Raw genomic sequence first — 20,995 nt, forward strand, 5'->3', positions numbered from 1 at the left:
CATGCTTCAGTGCGCAGATTGGCCTAAATAGGCGTAAGCAGTTGTCCAGAAACGGACGAATGAATGTCCAGCGACGGACAATGAAGTAGTATGACTTTTTGGTTTGTGGCTTTAGTAAATACCATTCTTTAGCCAGTACCAACCCATGTTTAAACGGATAATTTCGCTTCTTGTCATTTGCTTATTTTGTTTCATAGCTAACGCACAGGCGCAGAGCAGGAAACCCAAATTCAAGGTAATTGCCTTCTATACGGCCCAAAACGACAAAGCCCACATTAGTTACGTGCATGAAGCCAATCGGTGGTTTCCGAAGGCGGCTGCAAAGTACAATTTTGTGTATGATTCGACAGATAACTGGAACAACCTGAATGCCAAATTCCTGGCGAATTATCAGGTCGTTTTGTTTCTGGATACCCGGCCCGAAGAACCTGCCCAGCGAGCGGCTTTTCAGAAATACATGGAAAATGGTGGCGGATGGATGGGGTTCCATTTTGCCGGATTTGCCCTGACGCCTTCAAAATACCCGCAGAACTGGGATTGGTATCATAATGAATTTCTGGGGTCGGGATCGTACAAAAGCAATACCTGGCGACCTACTTCGGCCATCTTACGAGTTGAAGACCGGAAACATCCATCAACAAAGCAGTTACCAAAAACCTTCAAAACGGCTCCGAACGAATGGTATAGGTGGACGAATGATCTGACCAAAAATCCGGATATCGACATACTGATGTCCATCGACTCGACCAGTTTTCCACTAGGCACAGGCCCGAAACCGCATGAAATCTGGCACAGTGGCTATTACCCGGTTGTCTGGACGAATAAGAAGTACAAAATGATTTATTCGAACATGGGGCATAACGATATCGACTACGAAAACAAAACGAACAAAGAGTTGTCGTTTACCTTCGACAATGAAACGCAGAATAAATTCCTGATCGACGCGCTGATGTGGTTAGGAAACGGTAAAAAATAACCTGTTCGCCCCTAAAAACTCAACCTCATGGACCGCATTTCACGGCGTAGCTTTTTACAATCATCAGCCATTCTGGCCAGTACTTCCATTGTTAGTTCTTATTTGCCAGAGAGAAAGTCGGTCCAGAAGCCGCTGCGTTTAGGCGGACCGATTTTCCTGAAAAGTCAGGACCCCGAGGAGTTGGCGCGGGAGCACAGACGACTGCAATACAGTTCGGCTTATGTTCCGGCTGTTGAGTTGAAAGACAGTGCGAAAATTGCGGCCATTGAGAAAGCGTTTGCGGGCCAGAATGTGATTCTGGCCGAAGTCGGAGCCTGGGTCAATATGTTGGATCAGGATGCTGACAAACGCCGAAAAAATCTGGAGTACGTGACCGAAAGGCTAGCCTTAGCTGAAGCCGTTGGCGCCCGAACGTGTGTCGATATTGCGGGTTCGTATAATCCTACCCGCTGGGATGGTCCCGACGCCCGCGATTTAACCAAGACGTATTTTGATGCAACAGTCGAAAATTGCCGAAAGGTGATTGATGCCGTAAAACCCAAACGAGCCAAATTTGCGCTGGAAATGATGGGCTGGAGTTTACCCGATGGCCCGGATTCCTATCTGAAATTCATCAAAGCTATTGACCGACCGGCCTTTGGGGCTCACATCGATATGGCGAACATTATCAACAGCCCGACACGCTATTACAATAACAAAGCCCTTATCAACGAAACCTTTCAGAAGCTAGGCCGCTGGATTGTGTCGGCTCATGCCAAAGATATTGCTCCCCAAAACGGCCATTTTATGGAAACAATGCCGGGGCGAGGAAGTCTGGACTACGTGACGTACATCCGTAATGTGACGTCGTTACCACAAGAAGTGCCGTTGCTTTTGGAGCATTTACGCACCCCCGAAGAATATGATGAAGCCCGACAGTTTGTGATTAGTCAGGCAACTAAAGCTCAGGTTTCATTGGCGTAGCTGTGTTGAGAAAGGTAAAATATATGATATAGGGTGTATGATGTATGGCCAGCTCGCAACCATACATCATACACCCTATATCATATATCCCTCTTACAAATCCGGGATGTCTTTAATCCGAACTTTCATAACCGGACGTTCGCCATCGGGAACGATGGCAATGAATGAATTGCTGACTGTTTCGCCATTTCGGAGCATAAAACCTGCCTGAATATTGGTTGTGCTGGTCACTTCTTTCCCATCTGAGTTCTTTATCTTTTGTTGATAGGGTATCGTGAATGGACGCGCTACAACCGTCTCACTTTTGGAGGTTAGTCGTTTGCCCGTGGCATTCAGGCAATCGAACGTAGCTAATAGATTGGGAGCGTCGGTGCTCAGAAAGGTTTGCCTTGGGAAAATGATTTTGGTGCAGTTGCTTCGATTGGTGGCGTAAACTGATACTTCGTAGCGCATAAAATTCTCCTTACCAATTTCAATTTGCCGTTCATTGCTGATCTCAAAGCCGTAGTCGATCCCATTCAGTTGAGCGGGTTTGCCGGGTTGAACATCATAGGCTTGTTGAGCCCAAAGAAAGGAGGGAATGAGCGTTAGAATGAGACAAGACAGTAGAGCGTTTTTCATGTAAATAGAGGTAAGGTTGATTTTGTCGGAATGACAAAAATAAAAAGTTTCATCTTCTACAATTCTTTACGCAGCAAATGCGGACGTTCTGCCGCTATTTTCAGAATGAGTTCGCCGAAGAGCGTGTTGGCCCAGGCAAACCATTTGCGGGTAAAATTGGCTGGATTATCCTTGTCGAACGATTCGTGCATGAAGCCTGTCCCTGCATGGGTTTTCTTCAACTGACGGAGTTGGGCAAGAATTTCCGGATCATCCGTAGAGGTTAGGGCTCTCATCGTCAGGCTCATGGTCCAGATATTGTTGATCAACGTGTGCGGACTGCCGACTCCTTCGGCCGCTTTCCCTTTGAAGAAATACGGGTTGTTTGCGCTAAGGACAAACCGTCGGGTATTTCGGTAAATCGGATCGGTGGCAGGCATGGCGCCCAGATACGGAAGCGCGAGTAAATTGGGTACGTTGGCGTCGTCCTGAAGCAGGTAATTGCCGTAGCCATCCACTTCCAGCGCGTAGATTTTACCGTAGATCGGATGGGTATAGATCGCGTGCTTTTTCAACGCCGTTTCTACTTCGCTGGCCAAGGCTCGGCAGTCGTTTGAAAACGTCGTTAAACCAGCATTCGGATTAGGAAAAAGCTGATCGAGCATCGAGGCCAATTGTCGGAACGAAACGACTGCAAACCAGTTTGACGGCACATAAAACGGATAAACCGTTGCATCGTCGGAGGGACGAAAAATGCTATGGATTAGCCCGATGGGACGCGTTGGATTCCCGTAGCCATTACCCGGTACGGTATCGGTAGACCAGGCCGTTTCGCGACTGAAGTGATAGGGCCCCCGGTTGGTTTTACGTTGCTGTTCGCGGCAGGTTTTTAACGTTAGCTGCATGGCCTGCACCCAGTCGGCATCAAACGGGCTGGTATCGCCAGTCGTTTTCCAGTAATGATACGCCAGCCTGATCGGATAGCAGAGCGAATCTAATTCCCATTTACGCTCATGAAGACCCGGTTTCATGGTTGTCTGATCGTTTTTCCATTCGCCTACTTTTTTATCGTCCGCATAAAACGCATTCGCATAAGGGTCCCAGCGAATACACTGCGTTTGACGCCGGATTACGCCCGCAATGAGTTGGCGTAGGGCTGGGTCAGACTTCGTCAACGGCAGGTAAGGCCAAACTTGCGCGGTGCTGTCGCGCAGCCACATCGCATCGATATCGCCCGTAATAACGAATGTATCGGGTTTGCCGTTTACAGTGCTGGCCTGAACAGTTGTATCGAGCGTGTTGGGAAAGCAATTTTCAAAGAGCCAGGCCAGTTCTGGATCGCGAATGGTTTTGTGCATTCGCTCGATGGTTTGCTCAACCAAAGGGCTGGTAAATTTTCGCTGGCTGGCGGCTGTGCGAACGACAGGAAAAGCCGCTGTGGGTGTTGCCCATAACGACTGGTTATTCAATAGCAGGCCAGTTCCTACAGCAGATTGCTGGATAAACTGACGGCGGGATATCGACACGAGGATGACTAGTTTTAGGGTAAGATGCCTGCGAAAAAACGGAGTTTTCGCCATAAATCAAACCAGTTACTAGCCGAGTCACTACCAAAAAAAGGAGTGATTAATACTTTTCCGTGATTGGATAGGGTATTAGGTAGTTTGTGCCGACTCTTGTCTTTTCCGTATATCACATCCTCCTGAAAATAGCTCTTCAATTTTTTCTTTTCTTATGCTACTAACCTCTAGCACCAAGTGGCCGCGTTTGCTGGGCATGGCCGGAATTCTTCTGGGCCTGTCTATCGGCCTTGGTCTCCCAAAAGTGTTTGCTCAATCAGCAACATCTACCGCTGGTCCAAAGCGGATTCTGGTTTTTTCGAAAACAAAAGGCTGGAAACATACGTCCATTCCGTTTGGCATTGCCGCCTTGCAGAAGCTCGGTCGGGAGAATAATTTCCGGGTCGATACGACCAAAAATGCAGCTTATTTCAACGACGATAGCTTGAAGAATTATCAGGCGGTCGTCTGGTTAAGCACCACCGGGAATGTATTGAATCAGGTACAACAAGCTGCTTTTGAGCGCTACATTCAGGCAGGAGGTGGCTATCTGGGTATTCATGCGGCTGCCGATACGGAGTACGACTGGCCCTGGTACAACAAACTCGCGGGGGGATATTTTGCCAGTCACCCGAGCCAATCGAATGTTCGTAAAGCAACAGTAGACGTACTGGATAAAAATCACCCATCGACCAGCATGTTGCCCGATCATTGGGAGCGAACCGACGAGTGGTACAACTATCGATCGCTGTACTCCGATCTGCACGTGCTGGCCAATCTGGACGAAAATACGTACGAGGGGGGCATCAACGGCAGCAATCACCCGATTGCCTGGTACCACGAATTCGATGGTGGACGGGCGTATTATACGGGCGGTGGTCACGAAGACTCCAGCTTCAGCGAACCGCTGTTTGTGCAACACTTATTGGGGGCGCTTAACTGGGTAATGGGTACTGGTAAAGCGCTGGACTACAGTAAGTCATATGCCGTGACGATGCCCGAAGAAAACCGATTCGTAAAAACGGTACTGGTTAACGACCTGAACGAGCCGATGGAGCTGGCTGTTGCCAACGATGGTCGGGTGTTTTTTACGGAACGGAGCGGAAATTTGTCGGTCTATAATACCCGTACCCAAAAACAACAACTGGTTCATCGGTTTGATGTACCTACCAAACAGGGGCATGGTGTACAAGGCATAACCCTCGATCCAAACTTCGCGACCAATCACTGGCTGTACATTTACTATTCTCCTCAGTTCGAAAAAGATCCGTTTTATAACCTGTCGCGTTTTGTTGTCAAAGACGATAACACGCTCGATCTGGCTTCCGAAAAAGTGCTGTTTACCGTACCTAGCATTGCGGAGCCGGGCTCTCATCATGGTGGCTCGATCGCTTTCGATAAAGAAGGACTGCTGTATCTCTCAACCGGTGATCATACTAATCCTTTCCCGTCTAACGGTTATGCGCCCATCGATGCCCGCCCAGATCATTTAGGAGCCGATGCCCGTGCTACGGCTGCGAATACCAATGATTTGCGGGGTAAAATCCTCCGTATTCGTCCACAAGCCGATGGCACGTACACGATTCCTGAAGGCAATCTATTCCCAAAGGGTACAGCGCAAACACGGCCAGAAATTTACACGATGGGTTTACGGAATCCCTACCGGATTGCTCTGAATCCTAAATCATCGGTTCTATATTGGGGTGAAATTGGCCCGGATGCTGGCAAGGATAGCACATTGGGCCCTCGTGGCTACGATGAATTTAATCAGGCGAAGAAAGCCGGGAATTTTGGCTGGCCGCTGTTCATCGGCAACAGCCAACCTTATGCGGCATTGGATTTTGCCACAAATGTGATTGGCCCTCGTTTTGATCCGAAAGATCCCATAAACAACTCGCCTAAAAGCAATGGACTCCAACACCTGCCACCAGTTAATCCGGCTATGATCTGGTATCCGTATGCCGCATCAAAAGAGTTTCCCGAACTAGGGCAGGGGGGACGTAGTGCGATGGCCGGTGAGTTTTACACCTACGACAAAAATTCAACTGCTAAGACGAAGTTTCCCGAATACTACGACGGAGCCCTGTTCATCTTCGACTGGATGCGTAACTGGGTCATGGCTGTTCGGGTGGATAAGAACGATAACTACATTCGGACGGAGCCGTTTATGGCTGGAAACGGGGATTTCCGCCGACCCATTGATCAGGCTTTCGGGAAAGATGGCGTGATGTATATGCTCGAATACGGTTCGGTCTATGGCGCGGATAACGACGATGCCCGCCTGGTGAAAATTGAATATAATACCGGAAATCGTGCCCCAATGGTTAAGGCTAATGTCGTCGATTCGGTGGCAGCAGCGATCCATAATTCCCGCTCGTACCTTACTTCTGACGGACAAAATGCGCCTGTGTTTCACGAAGCTGCGGGTCAGGCTCCTCTACGCGTAAAATTCAGTGGACGAGGTACTGATCTCGATGACGATGATGCCATAACCTACGAATGGCTCTTTGATGGGAAAACGGTTGGTTCTCAGAAACCTATGGCAACATATACGTACACGAAGCCTGGTATTTACAAGGCTATTTTAAGAGCAACGGATCAGAAGGGTTTAGTAGGGGCCGATACCATTGTGGTAAAGGTGGGCAACGCAAAACCGGAAGTGGCCATTACTACGCCCGACAACAAGTCGTTTTTCTGGGCGAATAAGCCGTTTACGTATGCTGTAAAAGTCACCGATAAAGAAGATACCAAAATTGACCCTAAACGCATCAAGGTGTATTACGAATACAGCGCTCAGCCCAGAAGTGCGCAAACCGTAGTGGCACAACAGGGGCATCAGGATTTGGCTTCCATTGGAAATGGGTCAATTGGTAAAACACTGATGGCCAGTAGCGATTGTAAAGCCTGCCACACAATTGATAAGCCATCTGTCGGGCCAACGTTTCTGGCTGTTGCCGATCGGTATAAGGGGCAGGCGGGAAGTGTAGAGCGACTGGCGAAGAAGATCATTGAAGGTGGGGGCGGTAGCTGGAGTAAAGATCACCTGATGAGTGCGCACCCACAGATTCCCGTACAGGATGCGCAGGAAATGGTGAAATACATTTTCTCGCTGACCGATGCTCGTAAGCAGAAGGCCATGCCGCTGCAGGGAACTCTTGCCCTCAACGAGCACAAACCAGAAGATGCCCGAGGACAATATACGTTGTTGGCTTCCTACACCGATAATGGGGGTAAAGTGGTCGGTCCATTGACAAGTACTGATGTAGTTACACTGCGAAACGCCACCGTGAAAACGATCAATGCCGATGCGTACGTTGGTTTCCCTCGGTTCGGTACCCGCTTAAATGCTGGTAGCCACAAAGCCTATGTTCTGCTGAAAGGCATTGATATGACCACGATCAAGTCGCTGACTTATGATTATTCGTCGCTCAATAAAGACGGCGATATTGAAGTCAGACTCGATTCCTACGCCGGGCCAGTCGTTAGTCGAGCGCCTTACAAAGCAACGGGTTCCTGGAGCACCAACAAGCAGGTGACCGGCACCTTCGACAAGGAATTTACTGGGAAGCACGATGTGTATGTAGTTGTCATGAAGCGCGATAAGCCCAACGACAATATTATTCAGTTGAATAGCATTCAGTTTAATCAGTAGTGTTTTTTGCCATTCTACATCCTCGGCCTGTGCGAGTACCTAGAATATACACACATCTTTTTAGCATGTTCGAAACTCCGTTAGGAGTGGCCTGTTAATAGAAACCATAGGATTGAGCATAACCTGAAGCGCCGTAGGTGCGACCTATATCAACAGAATTAGGTCGCACCTACGGCGCTTTAGATTTTCTTACTAAGTGGCAATATCTATTGACAGGACACCCTTACAGGGCTGATTAGACTATACCAGAGATGTATATATACTCTAGGTACCCGCACAGACCGAGGATGTAGAATGACAAAAAAACGTTTATCGTGACCGGTTTATACAATGACTTTATTGGCATCTTAACAAAGCCGATTAATATAGGTGTTCTGGTTTATGCATTTTATCTAAAATAAACATCAACGATTTTGACAGTCGACCAGCTATTTTTTCGAGTACTATTAGCTGTAAGGATTGCTACAAAAATCGTATGAAATTCTTTTTCAATTCCTTCTTAATCGTTGGCTATTTCTTTATTGGCTTCTGTCAGGCCCAGGACTGTAAAGGCATTACTAAGCTTAAGTCACCAGTCTTTGAGGCTTATGTCGGTATCATTGATATTCCTGCCGATTACGAGAACACTACTGCCAATAAGTTTGATACCGTCGATCTAGGTAAATATGTTAGGGGTGATACGAGTTTCATTCTGGGGCTATCAGTAGAGGCAATAGGCGTATCAACTCATTCAGACTTAGCAAGTGTTACATTTGAATTTGACGATAATTCCAGACTTGTTAAATCTGATCAGTCTATACATATTACCCCAATGACCAGAGGAAGAGCCATACTGTCTACGAATGTTCGCTTGACCTTGAGAGAGATTTTTATCTTGAAAAATAGGGCATTAACAAGTATTACAGTCGCAGATAGCCAGATCATTGTTGTCGAGACAGTCGCAAATGCGTTAAGAAAAGTTGCTGGGTGTTTACCAGCCTTCTGGTAGTACTTTAAGATTCCTCCTGGCGTCGGAATGACAAAAAAACTCCTAATACGCAACAATCTCTTTCTTCGCAGACTCTAGTTTCCGGTACGGATTCTCTAAAAACAACTGCATAAAGCGAGTCATATCGTATCCGCCAACCATGTGCGCTTTATTCGTAAACAGCAAGCGCTGGCTGTTCGGCATGTAGTGGTGAATCCGGTCTATATAAAGCGGCCGACAGGCGTTATCCATGTCGCCATCCGCTAACAAGGCTGGTTTGTTGGAGTAGAAAGGCTGCTTGGTTTCAGGGTTTATGGGTGGCACCTTCCAGCAATCGCACATCTCCCGATAAACATCATTAATGTGGTAGCCTTTCAGATAAGGATAGGTTTCGTAGAGTTGCTGGAGCACTTTTTCGCTATGGTAAGCCGTTTGGTCGGCACAGTAAACCGAGATTCGCATGCCCGATGGAGCGGTGTCATGTTCAAAAATATCGTCTAGTGTTCGCTTAATGTAGGGATAATGATTCCCTTTTATCATTTCGGTGATGCTGTAGGGAATGTGCTTCATCTGCGTATTGACGAGAACCCCTAATAGCTCCCGTCGGCTGTATTGGATGCGCAGCGTATCGGTCGTCCCTTTTTCTAGGTAAGGAATATAAAAAGTCTTCTCTCCGATGGAGGAAAAATAACGTTGGAATTTTTCCTTCAGATTGCCATACAACGCCTTATTCGTTGAATCCTTTTCAACATGCTCAAACAGCGTATTCAGCGATTCGTTGAAGTTGGCAGGCTCATCTTCATCAATAGGTACGAACGTTGGCAGGGGCGAATCCAGAACTAACGATCTAATTCGGGAGGGGTCTTTCTGTAGAACGGCCAACATAAGCCCTCCGCTGTACGAACCGCCCGTTAGGTTGACAGAATCAACGTGTAAAGTGGCCAACAGATCATGAATGTCGGCCACGGTTTCGTCTGTATTGTAGCCAGAAAGATCAATTCCTTTTGCTTCCAGCGCCTTTTTATAACGCTTCGTGCCCACCACCATCATACTATCTTTATTCAGGTTTTTGCGGTAAGACTCCCTGATCGCATCATCTAATTCGCTGCCCGATAGCCTTGGAAGGGCGAAATAGGTACCCCGTTGTTCAAAGGCGATGCAATCCCGGTCATTGATGAGTGGACTCTGAGCCGCACTCCCGGCCCATCCTAATGAACTGCCACCTGGCCCGCCTGCCGTAAATAAAAGTGGGTCTTTTTTCTTTGCCGGGTTTTTACTTTCCACCAGCACAAACGGAAGCTTAATCGTTTTCCCGTTCTTCTTTTTTCGGTTTTCGGGTACGATCAGGTAAGCGCAACGCGTATGAAAACTGCTGTCTATCTGAACAGGGCAGGCGCATGGTTCAAGAGGGCGAACAACACCTGGCTGGCCTTGGGCATGGGCTACCACGAGTAAGAAAATCAGAAGTACGTAGCCCCGTGTCGATAATGTATTCATGTGATTATGAACTAATTTTCGACAAAACTAAAGCGTAGCCAAGCTGAATTTTAGTAAAAACTGGACATCTTCAACTGACACTTTCAATCAGTTTTTTGCCCGTGAACCGGATGACATCTTTGTAGAAATGGCTCATGTCATAATAGCCATACTCATAAGGCGAAAACAGCTTTTTGTCGGTCACGTAGGCCGACAAGGCCAGTCTGGCCCGCACGCTGGAGAAGTACTGTTTGGGCGTCGTACCGACTACGTTGGTAAAATAGCGGTACAATGTTTTATTGGTTGTGAACAGCTCATTGGCTAATTGACTACTTTTAAATTCAGGCGTACCAGCTTCATAGAGGTCAATCGCTTTCTGCACAACATTGATGTAATGCGTGATGGTATTTTTCTTTTTGTACTGGCTTAAAAAGAAAGCCTGAAGTAGTTCGACTCGCTCCCGAAAGTCAGGTAATTGTTTTACCCGGTTAATCAGGGCAGTAGGTAAAACAGTGTCCAGCGTTACAACCTGATCGGAGAATTGGGCCTGGTTGATGCCCAATATAGCTTCCAGTCCGCCGGGGAAAAACTTAATGGTGAGAATATGATCGGTCGGTAAATTATGCCGCTCAACAATATTGTTTCGCAAAATGAGGACATCGGTGCGTTGCTGAATCTGATAGTGAGCTGAACCAACAGATAACTGATAAGGTTGCCCTAAATTAATATAACAGGTTGGCGTCCAGCTCGGAAACATTCGGATAGCGAACGGACTATCACCTGTGTATCGATAGGTTTCTTCGGCAGACGACTCCGAGAAAAATTCGATGTAATTAGCCAGTTCAGGACAAGGCGTAGCGAATTGGTAGAGTTTTCGAATATTATCGAAAATCTCCGTCATTTGATGAGAAGGTATGTCGCTTGCCTTTGTCATGTTGCACTTGGTGAATCTGAGTTTGTTCAAGCTCTCTTACTATAGCTAAAACTGTCTGATTTTTTGTCATTCCGACGCCAGGAGGAATCTCAAGCTTGATTTATGAGCGACTTTGAGATTCCTCTTGGCGTCGGAATGACAAAAAATGGTCTCACATTTTTGTAGAAGTAAAGTTTAAACAGTTGCCCTATAAAGGTGCAAAACCTTATCGATTTATGGGTCACTTCTCCACTACATCATAATCCGTGACCAATCCGTCCGAAGTTAGGTAAACGAGGATGTAATGGGGAGCATTCGCTGAACCAAATTTATAATTTAGAATCTGATCGACTTTACCTTCATGGCGCTCGATGCCGCGTCCTTTAACATCCTCGGCACTCAGGAACGTAATGGCGTTTAGATCGGTAAGTACGCCCGCTCCCTGCGCGAAATCCTTCCGAACTCCCGGTGTAACGCCCGGCACTTCGTCTACGGCTTTCCCGCCTTTAGCCATAGCCTTTAGAGCAGCCTCAATTTTTTTTGTACGCTCTGCATCAGGATCGGGCGCTGATTTGGGGTCGTGGAAGAGTGGGCCAATGCGTGGTATTTTTCGTTCGCCTTTATTGGTTTTCCAAAGCAATTCAGTAACCTCTCCCGTTGCGTTAGGGCTGAATGTTAAGTAAATATCGCGATCGGCTGAAGCAAAGTGGGTTGGTGTTTCGGGGATGAACTCTTCGTCGTTAAAACCATCGGTTAGTGTATACAGCCGGTCTTTGCTGGCTGCAAATGTGATCATTTGGTTGTTGTTAAGCTCGTAGCGACCTTCATAGGCAGTAAGAACTTTGGCATCGACAGGCACAGCGATACGTTTGGTGGCTACTCTTGGCTTATAGTCCGGCCAGTGGTATTGTTTAGCAACTTCCTCTGTGATGAGGCCCATCATGCGGGAGTTGTCATTGGCGTTGATCATGATAACTAAACCCTGTCCGGTTTCGGCACCAGCCGTCATAAAGGCGTCGAACCCTTCATCCCGACCGTTATGTCCGAATCGCATGGTTGGTCCTTCGCCTTCCAGAAAGACGCCCAATCCATCCTTGTCCTTCTGATCGGTAAGCATTTGCTGGGTCATGCTCTTCGACAAGACAGAACCAGGTTTACCAGCAAAGGAATTCTGAATGCCGATGGCAAAACGGGCCAGATCAGATGGGGTTGTCCAGAGTCCGGCGGCTGCCATTTCGGGGTAAATATGCCAGCGCCCTTTCACCAGATTACGATCGCCATAATGGCCGGTGGCGGTTGTTTTGGCTTTATCGGCCGGAAGCGGCTGTTGGTATGTGCTTTCCGCCATTTTCAAAGGGCCTAACACTGTTTTCTGCATAAACTGCGGAAAGGGTTGGCCCGTTACGTCGAGCATGAGTTGCTGCATAACCGTGTAGCCACCACCCGAGTAACGCCAGCGGGTACCTGGCACAAAATCCACCCGGACAGCAGGGGTATTGGCTGGAGAAGTACCATCAAGAATCTGCACGACTGACGGAATTGGTTTACCAACTTCATAACCGGGAAACCCATGTACGGTCAGCCCGGTGGTATGGCTTAGTAATCCCCGTAACGTTACTTTCTTGTCCTTCGTAAATTCATTTTCCGGGACTTTCCAGGTTCGTAATTTGGTGTTAACGTCTTCATCGAGCGACAGTTTCCCTTTTTCGGTCAGGTACAACGCCCCAACTGCCGCGACCGATTTGCTAATTGATCCCGCCTGGAAAAGAGTCGAGGGAGTAACAGGTGTAGTGCCATTTTTTTCGATGACGCCGTACCCTTTTGCCTTCACAATTTTACCATCCTGAATAATGGCAATAGACAGACCAGGTACTCCTCGTTTCTGCATTTGCTTCTTAATAAACTCATCGAGGTCGTCGGCACGGCTTTCGATAACGAGCGATAACAGCGAAAGAACGGCGATGGACTGGACAACTAGACGCATAGGAGTGACAGTGAGGGGAATAGTTACTCCAAAGATGCGTAAAAACTGACTTCCGTTGCTTGCGAGAAGTTAAGTCCATTGTTAATCATTTCTTTACATGCCGTAGGCATGACATGTTTATAGTCAGTTAACCATTTCCCGCTGTCTAGCATGCCGTAGGTATGCAATATGTTGCATACCTACGGCATGCCCACTATATGATTACTGGAATTTTCTATAAACATTTGATCGCTACACGATCATCTACCCGTTGTTACTCTTGTCGTATTGAATTCAGTGGGTTGGTCAAAGCCGCTCGCACGGTTTCATAGCTGACCACAATAGCTGTCAGAACAAAAACTAACAGTATACTGATCACAAAAATGACCGCATCGATCGGGACGCGATACGTGAAATCTTCGAGCCATCGGTGCATCATAAACCAACCCAGTGGTAGGGCTATCGCACAAGCCACAACGAGCAAATTGAGAAAAGGCGTAAATAGTAAGCGCAGAATCTGCGGGAGCGAAGCCCCCATCACTTTACGAATCCCAATCTCCTTTGTTCGTCGTTCGGCCAGGTACGACGACAGACCAAATAGCCCCAGACAGGCAATCAGAATAGACAGCAGAGAAAACGCTTTGAATAACCCCGACATCCGATTTTCGCCTTCATACATCCGACCAAATTCCTCACTCATAAACCAGTGCCCGAAGCCAACACCAGGCAATACCTGCTTCCATTTTTTCTCGATCTCCGCAATCTTTTCCTGGAACTTACCCGCTGGTAGTTTTATGTACACAATTCGGTCTTCGGGGTCTGGGCGTCCATTGATCGCCAGGGGTGAAATGGTGTGATGGATGGATCGATAAGGGAAATCTCGGACAATGCCGATTACGGTTCCTTCCTTCTTCTGACTCGGTTGCTCATAAGGCAGCTTGATTGTCAGGCGCATGCCCAGTACTTTGTCAAGCGGTAAGCCTAGGGATTTTACGGCACTTTCGTTGAGTAGATATGTACTGGAATCGGCTGGATTGTCTTTCCTGAATGTTCGCCCAGCGATCAATTCAAGGTTAAACGCCTGTGGAAGATCGAAATCTCCGTTCATGCCCGCCCAGGAATAAGACTGATTACCTAGCTGCGGAAACGTAACATCATGATCCAACGAACCAAAATAATCCTGATTGGGTAAGTGATTAGCCATCGTAACAACCTCTATCTCTGGATCTTCCAGGATGCGCTGTTTTAGCGAGCGGTACTTATCCATTGAAGCCATACCCGACCAGCGAATCGACAATAATTGATCGCCACTTCGGCTTAAGGTTGAGTGTTGAATGAAATTCATCTGCTTCATCATGATGCCAGTCGAGACAATCAGCAGAATCGTGATGGTGTATTGAAACACAACCAGACTTTTCCGGAGCCAGTCGGAACTGCGGCTGGTGAATCGGTTATTTTTGAGTACGCTGATGGGCAACAGCCCCGATAAATACAGAGCGGGATAACTCCCGGAAAGCAGGCCAACCAGCAGCGTAGTACCTACCGTATATCCGATGAGTTTGCCCTGCACCAGCTGAGACAGCGTAAACTGCTTTCCGGCAATGACATTAAATAACGGTAAGAGCATGACCACCAACACCAGCGCAAGCAACAACGCTGCGAAGGTAGTAATCAGGGATTCGCCCAGAAATTGTCCGACCAACTGAAGCCGGTTGCTGCCCAGTACTTTGCGTAACCCAATTTCTTTCGCTCGTCGAACGGCACGGGCGGTTGCCAGGTTCATGTAGTTTATGCTGGCAATGATGATTACGAGCAAGGCCGTCGAAGCAAAAATGTAGAGGTATTTTTTATCGCCAATCCGGCTGTTGTTATAACTGGAGCGAAGCTCCTGATTGAAATGAACACCACTCAGCGGCATAATGGCTGGTTCGATCAGTCGTGTAGGGTCTTTGGGAAGATTAGCCTGAACCACCTGATTCAATAAGCGCCTTAGTTTCTCAACATCTGCATTGGGCGTTGTATGGATGTAGGTCAGGAACCAGCCAGGTCCAGCGCCCCAGTTTTCCAGCCAATTCGTATTATTGGCCGTCATCATCGAATGCAGCATCCCAGTGCTGATCAGGTAATCGGGTTGGATGTGCGAATTGGCCGGATAATCGTCAAGTACCCCGGTTATGGTCAGCGGAAGGTACTTATTGTCGGTTGCATAGATGTGGCTTATTTCCAGCGTTTTGCCAACAGGATTTTCATCGCCGAAAAACTGTCGGGCAATCGTTGCGCTGAGTACAATCCCATTGGGTTTATCGAATACGGTTTCTGGATCGCCATGCAGTAACGGGAAGTGAAACACAGACTTAAAGTCAGGATTTACCCAGAACACATTCTCCGACAAGAGAATTTTATCCGTTTTTCGATCCCAAAACGAAGCCGGATAGCCCATCGAAGTCACTTGTGTTCCACCTACAACTTCTGGAAAACGACTCTTAAGGGCTTTCAACCACGCACCCGCTGCATAGGCCGAGGTTCGTTCGTTGCCGTTTGTTTTTCGATGCGTTCCCAAAATGTATAGATTATCCGAATCGGGGTGGAAGCGATCGAAATCCTGTTCGTCAATAATGAACAGATAGATGAGCGTTACACTGGCCAGCCCGATGGCTAAGCCCGTAATATTGAGTATAGTAAACCCTTTCTGACGCCGAAAATTGCGCAGAGCAATGGTTAAGTAATTTCTAAACATGGTAGGAAGAGGTAATGAATAATGAAGAATGGATACTGAATGATGGGAAATGAATAATAGGGTGGGTGGGGTACCTCGTAAGCTGGACATCTACATTATTCATTTCCCCTATCCATTATTTAAAAATCCCTGCTTTCAGGTCATAGCCTGCTGATTGAGGAAGTAGGTTTAGATAGTCGGTAGGTAGTCCATTGGTTTTTACCTCGCTCAATAGAATCGTCCCCGTTTTTTTGACGCCCTGTTCGATCTGGTTCGTTGAGTTGGCCTCCACTGCCCCTTTAGAACCGAAAAATCCCATGTAGTGAGCGTTCCCCGCAATGACAGAATTGCTGAACCTATAGCTGGGCGTTGTATTCTCGGCCCGAAGCCAGAAGTATTCACAATTGGTAACGATGTTGTTGCGGAACACAAACTCGGAATCGTACGGGCCAAACCATACCGCAGCTTCGTAAGAGCCGGAAATAATGGAATTGGTTAGCGAGAAATTTTTGATCGATTTGAAGAGGAGGAGGGCATTTTTACAGCCGTAAAAAATGGTGTGATCAACGTGGGTTCCTCCTCCGTGCGCCCAGATAGCTCCCTGAATAGGGGCAGAATTCTTTTCGCCAATGAAATAACACTGGCTGACCTCAAGCCCCTGCAAGGTTTCTTCTTCTCGGGTGATCGGATAATAATAGCGTACGGTGGGATTGGCATTCCCCAAAAACTTGAGCCCCTTAAAACTCACGTTGTTTTTGGCGACCAGAAAGCCAATCGCGTGGGCAAATTGCCTGGTGGAGTTATCGGCCGACACCGATTGGATAACGGGCATCTTGGTGGGTTGCCAATCAGGATCGTTGGGCATGGTAACGGCCTCCAGATTGTAGCGGGCTGTATCGCCCGATGCCTTCCGGGTTTTAATTTCCAGTGCCTGCCGTAGTGTGTATAAGCCGGGCTGGAGTTTAATCGTTACAGGTTCATTCCCGCTAAAGTCGCGAGCCAGAGTTACGGCTTTATCTAAACTGGCTAACGGGTCAGAAAGTGTACCTTTGGCAGCATCGTTGCCACGGGTAACATCGACATACAACGTTTGGGCGCTTAGCGGGAAGAGGAAACTTACCCATAAACTAATGACTAAAAAGAGTAACTTGCTCATGTTGTTTACCTGAATTAATGGATTGAAAAAAGTAAGGATGCGATAGGCATCCGCAAACCTACTTTTCCAGTTTACCACGTTGCAATTCATTTGTCAGTCAAGTTTTGTCAAGTTTTATCATGTTGATTTACAATGATTTCGGATTCGACGGATTTGCTCCGATGCAAGCAGCTTATTGAACAAAAACTCGACTGGGGAGCGGGCGAAAGCTGGACAAGTGTCGATTTTGAGAACCTCCAGCAACGGATTCTGGAAGAGACTGGCGTTTCGCTAAGTGCGAGTACCCTACGCCGGATCTGGGGGCGGGTCGATTACCAGCATTTGCCCAGCAATACAACCTTGAACACGCTTGCCCAATTTGCGGGTTATTCCGATTGGCGCACTTTCATCAAGGCACAGCTACCGCAGGAGTTACCACCTGCGCCTGTAGAATCCACGCTGATAAAATCAGCAACAAAACCGGCTATCAATTGGGTGAAGCTGAGCTGGATGGTGGGTCTTGTTGTGGCGGTTGTTTTGATTGGTCTCGTTGCGTTTGACCAAAAGCAGCCTCAGCTAAATGCGAAGCAGTACCGCTTTAGTAGTAAACCGCTAACCCGCAGCATTCCCAACTCGATTATTTTTACCTACGATGCGTCGGCGTCACCCACCGATTCGGTTTATATCCAGCAATCGTGGAACCCGCGTTTACGAACGCTGGTGGATAAAAACGGGCAAACGCACACCTCCATTTATTATGAACCAGGGTATTATCGGGCAAAATTGATTGTTGGGAAGCAGATCGTTCAGGAGCATCCGCTACTCATTCCGACCGATGGCTGGCTTGGCGCTATCGCCACTAATCCAGTGCCCGTTTACCTGAAATCGTCTGACTATATCAGGCCGGATCGACTCCAACTTCCCATTGCTGGCGTTCAGCAGAAAAATGTGCCTTTACAGCCTGATGTTCCGATGGTTAAGTATTTTAATGTTGGTAATTTCGAGCCTGTTCCGTTGATCAATTTCTCGTTTAGTAGTGATGTACGGAATGACTATGGCGAAGGAGCCGCTACCTGCCAACTAACCTGGGTCGAACTAATTACTGACGATATGCCGATCACGATACCACTTTCCACAAAAGGGTGTGTATCGGAGCTTACACTATTGGATGGTACGCATATGATTTCCGGTAAAAAGACGGATTTGTCTCGTTTGGGAGTCGACTTTGCCAACTGGGTAAACGTGTCCTGTACGAGCGATGGTCGCAAGCTCTATTACCACGTGAACGGTGAATTGGCGTACGAAACGGCTTTGCCTCAAAAGAAGGTGTCTATTGTTGGAATAGCCTACGGATTTAAAGGAACAGGTGCCGTGAAGAACATTAATTTACAGGCAGGTGAAAAACGAGTGTTTCAGGCTTTTTGATTATTTTTTGTCATTCCGACCTTAGGAGGAATCTCAAGCTTGACCTATGGGGACGTTGAGACTCCTCCTAAGGTCGGAATGACAAAAAATAGTGTAGACGTTTCTATAAAAAGGAAAGTTTAAGATAGGGAAAAGCAAAGAAATAAGAGCCTACTGTCTTTGGATTATGTTCCTTAACTCCTGACTCTTGCGGTCTTCCCAAATGAATACATCGCGCCGACAATTTCTCCAAAACTCTACCCAATTAGCGGCCAGCGCCGGGTTGGCTACGTTGGTTCCAAACGAATCGATTGGCGCTACTCAGGCCCGTTCGTTCTCCGCTGCCGATACCGTATCGGTTGGCCTGATTGGTTGCAACAACATGGGCTGGTCTGACCTTAGCTCAATGCTTAAACACCCAAACGTGCGTTGTATTGCGTTGTGCGACGTTGACCAGAATGTACTCAACAGACGCGCAGCCGATCTGGCAAAGTTGCCATCGGTACAAGCGTCTGGTCAGAAAGCGACGCTCTATTCTGATTTTCGGAAGTTGCTGGAGAATAAAGACATTGACGCGGTTATTGTTGGTACGCCCGACCATTGGCATTGCCTGCCCACCGTATATGCCTGTCAGGCGGGGAAAGACGTGTATGTCGAAAAGCCACTCGCCAATAGCATTCAGGAATGCGATTTGATGGTAGCAGCCGCTCACAAATACAAACGGGTTACACAGGTTGGCCAATGGCAACGGAGTGGTCTGCATTGGAAAAATGCCCTCGATTACGTTCGTTCAGGTCAGATTGGCACAGTTCGGACGGTGAAAACCTGGGCGTATATGCCCTATGGCAAAACGTTTCCGGTAGTGGCCAATGAACCTGTTCCAGCAGGCGTAGACTACGATATGTGGCTCGGACCAGCTCCGAAACGCCCATTTAACCGCAACCGATTCCACGGCACATTCCGCTATTTCTGGGATTATGCGGGCGGCCTAATGACCGATTGGGGCGCACACATGGTCGACATTGCCTTGTGGGGTATGCAGGTCAGTACGCCCAAATCAGTCGTATCGGTAGGTGGCCGATTTGCTTATCCAAATCAGGATGGTGAAACCCCCGATACCATGCAGGTACTTTACGATTATGGGAATTTTACGCTATCGTGGGATCAGTCGATTGGCATTGGGCGTGGGCCTTATGACCGTGATCATGGCGTGGCTTTTATTGGTAATCTGGGCACCGTGGTTATTGACCGGGGAAAGTGGGAAGTTCTACCCGAAGTGGATGGCGGTAAATACCTGACGCCCGCTATGCCAACCCAGTATGGTGATGGCAAAGACCTCGACCGGCACACGCTGAATTTCGTTGAGTGCATCCGCAACCGCCAGCAAACAAACTGCCCGGTCGACGTGGGGCGTAACGTCGCGGTAAATGCCCAATTAGGCAATATGGCTCACCGTCTAGGACAAAAGTTGTTTTGGGACGATGCCAAAAGTGCGATTATCAACGACCCTAAAGCAAACGATTTAGTAAAAGCACACTACAATAGCCCCTGGCAATTGCCAATGGTTTGATTTTTCTGACGCGGGTATTTACCCGTGCCTGTTCATGTCGCCAGTATTCACTGGCGCTTAAATGGCCAATCAATGCGTCAGCGAATGCTGACTTTACGAATAGGCACGGGTAAATACCCGCGCCAGAATTAACTAGATTTATGCAAAACACTTCCGGAAGACGAAAATTTGTCGTGGACCTAACCAAAGCGGTAGGTACATCAATGCTTATAAGCACTCCTGGCCTGATTCAGGCTGAGCAACTTTGGGCAAACCAGGAGTCGATTACCGTTGGGCAGGTGATGGATCTGATTCTTAAAACGATCCCGAACGCGCCGTTCCCCAAAACAGTCGATACACTGAAGTCGGGAAATACCTCTCAAAAAGTGACAGGTATCGTGTCGACGATGTTTGCCACGATCGAAGTGATTGAAAAAACAATTTCCGCTGGTGCAAACTTCATCATTGCCCACGAACCCACGTTTTATAACCACCTGGATGAAACAGACTGGCTACAAAACGATCCGGTCTTTCGACACAAACAGGAACTGCTAACCAAAAATGGAATTGCGCTCTGGCGATTTCATGATTACTGGCATTCGCATCGTCCGGATGGCATTCAGACGGGTATGTTGGAGACTTTGGGCTGGGCGAAATACGCTGATGCGCAGGATGCCCACATCGTTACCTTACCCGCCACACCCCTGAAGCAACTCATTACGCATGTGAAAGGAAAGCTGGATATTAAACAGGTACGGGTCGTTGGCGACACATCGCAGTCTTGCAAACGAATCTTACTGATGCCCGGTGCTGCAGGCGGACGAAGTCAGATAACAGCTATCGAGAAAGTAAAGCCAGATGTGATTTTTTGCGGGGAATCCAGCGAATGGGAAACGCCTGAATATATTCGGGATGCACGTCGACAGGGGCAGAAATTGTCGCTGGTGATCATGGGGCACATCATGAGCGAAGCTGCCGGTATGGAATGGCTGGTGCCCTGGTTGAAACCGAAATTGCCAGGCATGAAAATTACATACATTCCATCGGGAAATGCCTTTACGTATGAGTGAGATTTCTTTTTGACAGGATTTACAAGATTCACAGGATTGCAGATTCCAGAAA

The 20,995-nt window shown here is 47.7% G+C and carries 14 protein-coding genes; 7 read left to right on the forward strand and 7 right to left on the reverse strand.

The window, feature by feature from the left end; all coding sequences use genetic code 11:
- The first annotated feature begins 145 nt into the window (after positions 1 to 145).
- Together ACYVGR_RS15790 and ACYVGR_RS15795 are read left to right on the forward strand one after the other, a co-directional pair.
- A complete protein-coding gene (locus ACYVGR_RS15790; protein WP_460958297.1) occupies positions 146 to 976 on the forward strand; it encodes a ThuA domain-containing protein in 831 nt (276 codons plus the stop codon).
- Between the two features lie 27 nt (positions 977 to 1,003).
- Positions 1,004 to 1,939 carry a sugar phosphate isomerase/epimerase family protein gene (locus tag ACYVGR_RS15795; protein ID WP_460958299.1) on the forward strand — a complete coding sequence of 312 codons (936 nt, stop codon included), beginning with the start codon at positions 1,004 to 1,006 and terminating at the stop codon, positions 1,937 to 1,939.
- 93 nt (positions 1,940 to 2,032) lie between these two features.
- On the opposite strand, the gene ACYVGR_RS15800 is transcribed toward ACYVGR_RS15795, so the two are convergent.
- Positions 2,033 to 2,560, reverse strand: a complete 528-nt coding sequence (locus tag ACYVGR_RS15800; protein WP_460958301.1) for an ABC transporter permease — start codon at positions 2,558 to 2,560, stop codon at positions 2,033 to 2,035.
- A gap of 56 nt (positions 2,561 to 2,616) precedes the next feature.
- A complete protein-coding gene (locus ACYVGR_RS15805) occupies positions 2,617 to 4,059 on the reverse strand; it encodes a glycoside hydrolase family 125 protein (RefSeq protein ID WP_460958433.1) in 1,443 nt (480 codons plus the stop codon).
- Positions 4,060 to 4,273: 214 nt separating this feature from the next.
- On the opposite strand from ACYVGR_RS15805, the gene ACYVGR_RS15810 reads away from it, so the two are divergent.
- Together ACYVGR_RS15810 and ACYVGR_RS15815 are read left to right on the forward strand one after the other, a co-directional pair.
- Positions 4,274 to 7,750 carry a ThuA domain-containing protein gene (locus ACYVGR_RS15810; protein WP_460958303.1) on the forward strand — a complete coding sequence of 1,159 codons (3,477 nt, stop codon included), beginning with the start codon at positions 4,274 to 4,276 and terminating at the stop codon, positions 7,748 to 7,750.
- 475 nt (positions 7,751 to 8,225) lie between these two features.
- The gene (locus ACYVGR_RS15815) at positions 8,226 to 8,738 is read left to right on the forward strand and encodes a hypothetical protein (RefSeq protein WP_460958305.1); all 513 of its coding nucleotides are present in this window, start codon (positions 8,226 to 8,228) and stop codon (positions 8,736 to 8,738) included.
- 42 nt (positions 8,739 to 8,780) lie between these two features.
- Here ACYVGR_RS15815 and ACYVGR_RS15820 read toward each other — a convergent pair whose 3' ends face one another.
- The 5 genes from ACYVGR_RS15820 to ACYVGR_RS15840 all read right to left on the reverse strand — a co-directional run bounded on the left by ACYVGR_RS15820 (position 8,781) and on the right by ACYVGR_RS15840 (position 17,031).
- The gene (locus tag ACYVGR_RS15820) at positions 8,781 to 10,214 is read right to left on the reverse strand and encodes an alpha/beta fold hydrolase (protein WP_460958307.1); all 1,434 of its coding nucleotides are present in this window, start codon (positions 10,212 to 10,214) and stop codon (positions 8,781 to 8,783) included.
- Between the two features lie 70 nt (positions 10,215 to 10,284).
- A complete protein-coding gene (locus ACYVGR_RS15825) occupies positions 10,285 to 11,127 on the reverse strand; it encodes an AraC family transcriptional regulator (protein ID WP_460958309.1) in 843 nt (280 codons plus the stop codon).
- A gap of 220 nt (positions 11,128 to 11,347) precedes the next feature.
- Positions 11,348 to 13,090 carry a serine hydrolase gene (locus tag ACYVGR_RS15830; protein ID WP_460958311.1) on the reverse strand — a complete coding sequence of 581 codons (1,743 nt, stop codon included), beginning with the start codon at positions 13,088 to 13,090 and terminating at the stop codon, positions 11,348 to 11,350.
- A gap of 253 nt (positions 13,091 to 13,343) precedes the next feature.
- The gene (locus ACYVGR_RS15835) at positions 13,344 to 15,806 is read right to left on the reverse strand and encodes an ABC transporter permease (protein ID WP_460958314.1); all 2,463 of its coding nucleotides are present in this window, start codon (positions 15,804 to 15,806) and stop codon (positions 13,344 to 13,346) included.
- A gap of 115 nt (positions 15,807 to 15,921) precedes the next feature.
- Positions 15,922 to 17,031, reverse strand: a complete 1,110-nt coding sequence (locus tag ACYVGR_RS15840; protein ID WP_460958316.1) for a hypothetical protein — start codon at positions 17,029 to 17,031, stop codon at positions 15,922 to 15,924.
- 42 nt (positions 17,032 to 17,073) lie between these two features.
- Here ACYVGR_RS15840 and ACYVGR_RS15845 point away from each other — a divergent pair, with 42 nt between their 5' ends.
- The 3 genes from ACYVGR_RS15845 to ACYVGR_RS15855 all read left to right on the forward strand — a co-directional run bounded on the left by ACYVGR_RS15845 (position 17,074) and on the right by ACYVGR_RS15855 (position 20,943).
- Positions 17,074 to 18,345 carry a hypothetical protein gene (locus ACYVGR_RS15845; RefSeq protein WP_460958318.1) on the forward strand — a complete coding sequence of 424 codons (1,272 nt, stop codon included), beginning with the start codon at positions 17,074 to 17,076 and terminating at the stop codon, positions 18,343 to 18,345.
- A 202-nt stretch (positions 18,346 to 18,547) separates the two neighbouring features.
- Positions 18,548 to 19,894, forward strand: a complete 1,347-nt coding sequence (locus tag ACYVGR_RS15850) for a Gfo/Idh/MocA family protein (RefSeq protein WP_460958320.1) — start codon at positions 18,548 to 18,550, stop codon at positions 19,892 to 19,894.
- A 140-nt stretch (positions 19,895 to 20,034) separates the two neighbouring features.
- Positions 20,035 to 20,943 carry a Nif3-like dinuclear metal center hexameric protein gene (locus ACYVGR_RS15855; RefSeq protein ID WP_460958322.1) on the forward strand — a complete coding sequence of 303 codons (909 nt, stop codon included), beginning with the start codon at positions 20,035 to 20,037 and terminating at the stop codon, positions 20,941 to 20,943.
- The last annotated feature ends 52 nt before the right edge of the window (positions 20,944 to 20,995 follow it).

It is taken from the genome of Spirosoma litoris (genome assembly GCF_054776755.1).

Excerpts from the sequence above, each read along its gene's own strand:
- ACYVGR_RS15790 (WP_460958297.1), top strand. The coding sequence starts at position 146 with ATGTTTAAACGGATAATTTCGCTTCTTGTCATTTGCTTATTTTGTTTC.
- ACYVGR_RS15795 (WP_460958299.1), top strand. The coding sequence starts at position 1,004 with ATGGACCGCATTTCACGGCGTAGCTTTTTACAATCATCAGCCATTCTG.
- ACYVGR_RS15800 (WP_460958301.1), bottom strand. The coding sequence starts at position 2,560 with ATGAAAAACGCTCTACTGTCTTGTCTCATTCTAACGCTCATTCCCTCC.
- ACYVGR_RS15810 (WP_460958303.1), top strand. The coding sequence starts at position 4,274 with ATGCTACTAACCTCTAGCACCAAGTGGCCGCGTTTGCTGGGCATGGCC.
- ACYVGR_RS15815 (WP_460958305.1), top strand. The coding sequence starts at position 8,226 with ATGAAATTCTTTTTCAATTCCTTCTTAATCGTTGGCTATTTCTTTATT.
- ACYVGR_RS15820 (WP_460958307.1), bottom strand. The coding sequence starts at position 10,214 with ATGAATACATTATCGACACGGGGCTACGTACTTCTGATTTTCTTACTC.
- ACYVGR_RS15825 (WP_460958309.1), bottom strand. The coding sequence starts at position 11,127 with ATGACAAAGGCAAGCGACATACCTTCTCATCAAATGACGGAGATTTTC.
- ACYVGR_RS15830 (WP_460958311.1), bottom strand. The coding sequence starts at position 13,090 with ATGCGTCTAGTTGTCCAGTCCATCGCCGTTCTTTCGCTGTTATCGCTC.
- ACYVGR_RS15835 (WP_460958314.1), bottom strand. The coding sequence starts at position 15,806 with ATGTTTAGAAATTACTTAACCATTGCTCTGCGCAATTTTCGGCGTCAG.
- ACYVGR_RS15840 (WP_460958316.1), bottom strand. The coding sequence starts at position 17,031 with ATGAATTGCAACGTGGTAAACTGGAAAAGTAGGTTTGCGGATGCCTAT.
- ACYVGR_RS15845 (WP_460958318.1), top strand. The coding sequence starts at position 17,074 with ATGATTTCGGATTCGACGGATTTGCTCCGATGCAAGCAGCTTATTGAA.
- ACYVGR_RS15850 (WP_460958320.1), top strand. The coding sequence starts at position 18,548 with ATGAATACATCGCGCCGACAATTTCTCCAAAACTCTACCCAATTAGCG.
- ACYVGR_RS15855 (WP_460958322.1), top strand. The coding sequence starts at position 20,035 with ATGCAAAACACTTCCGGAAGACGAAAATTTGTCGTGGACCTAACCAAA.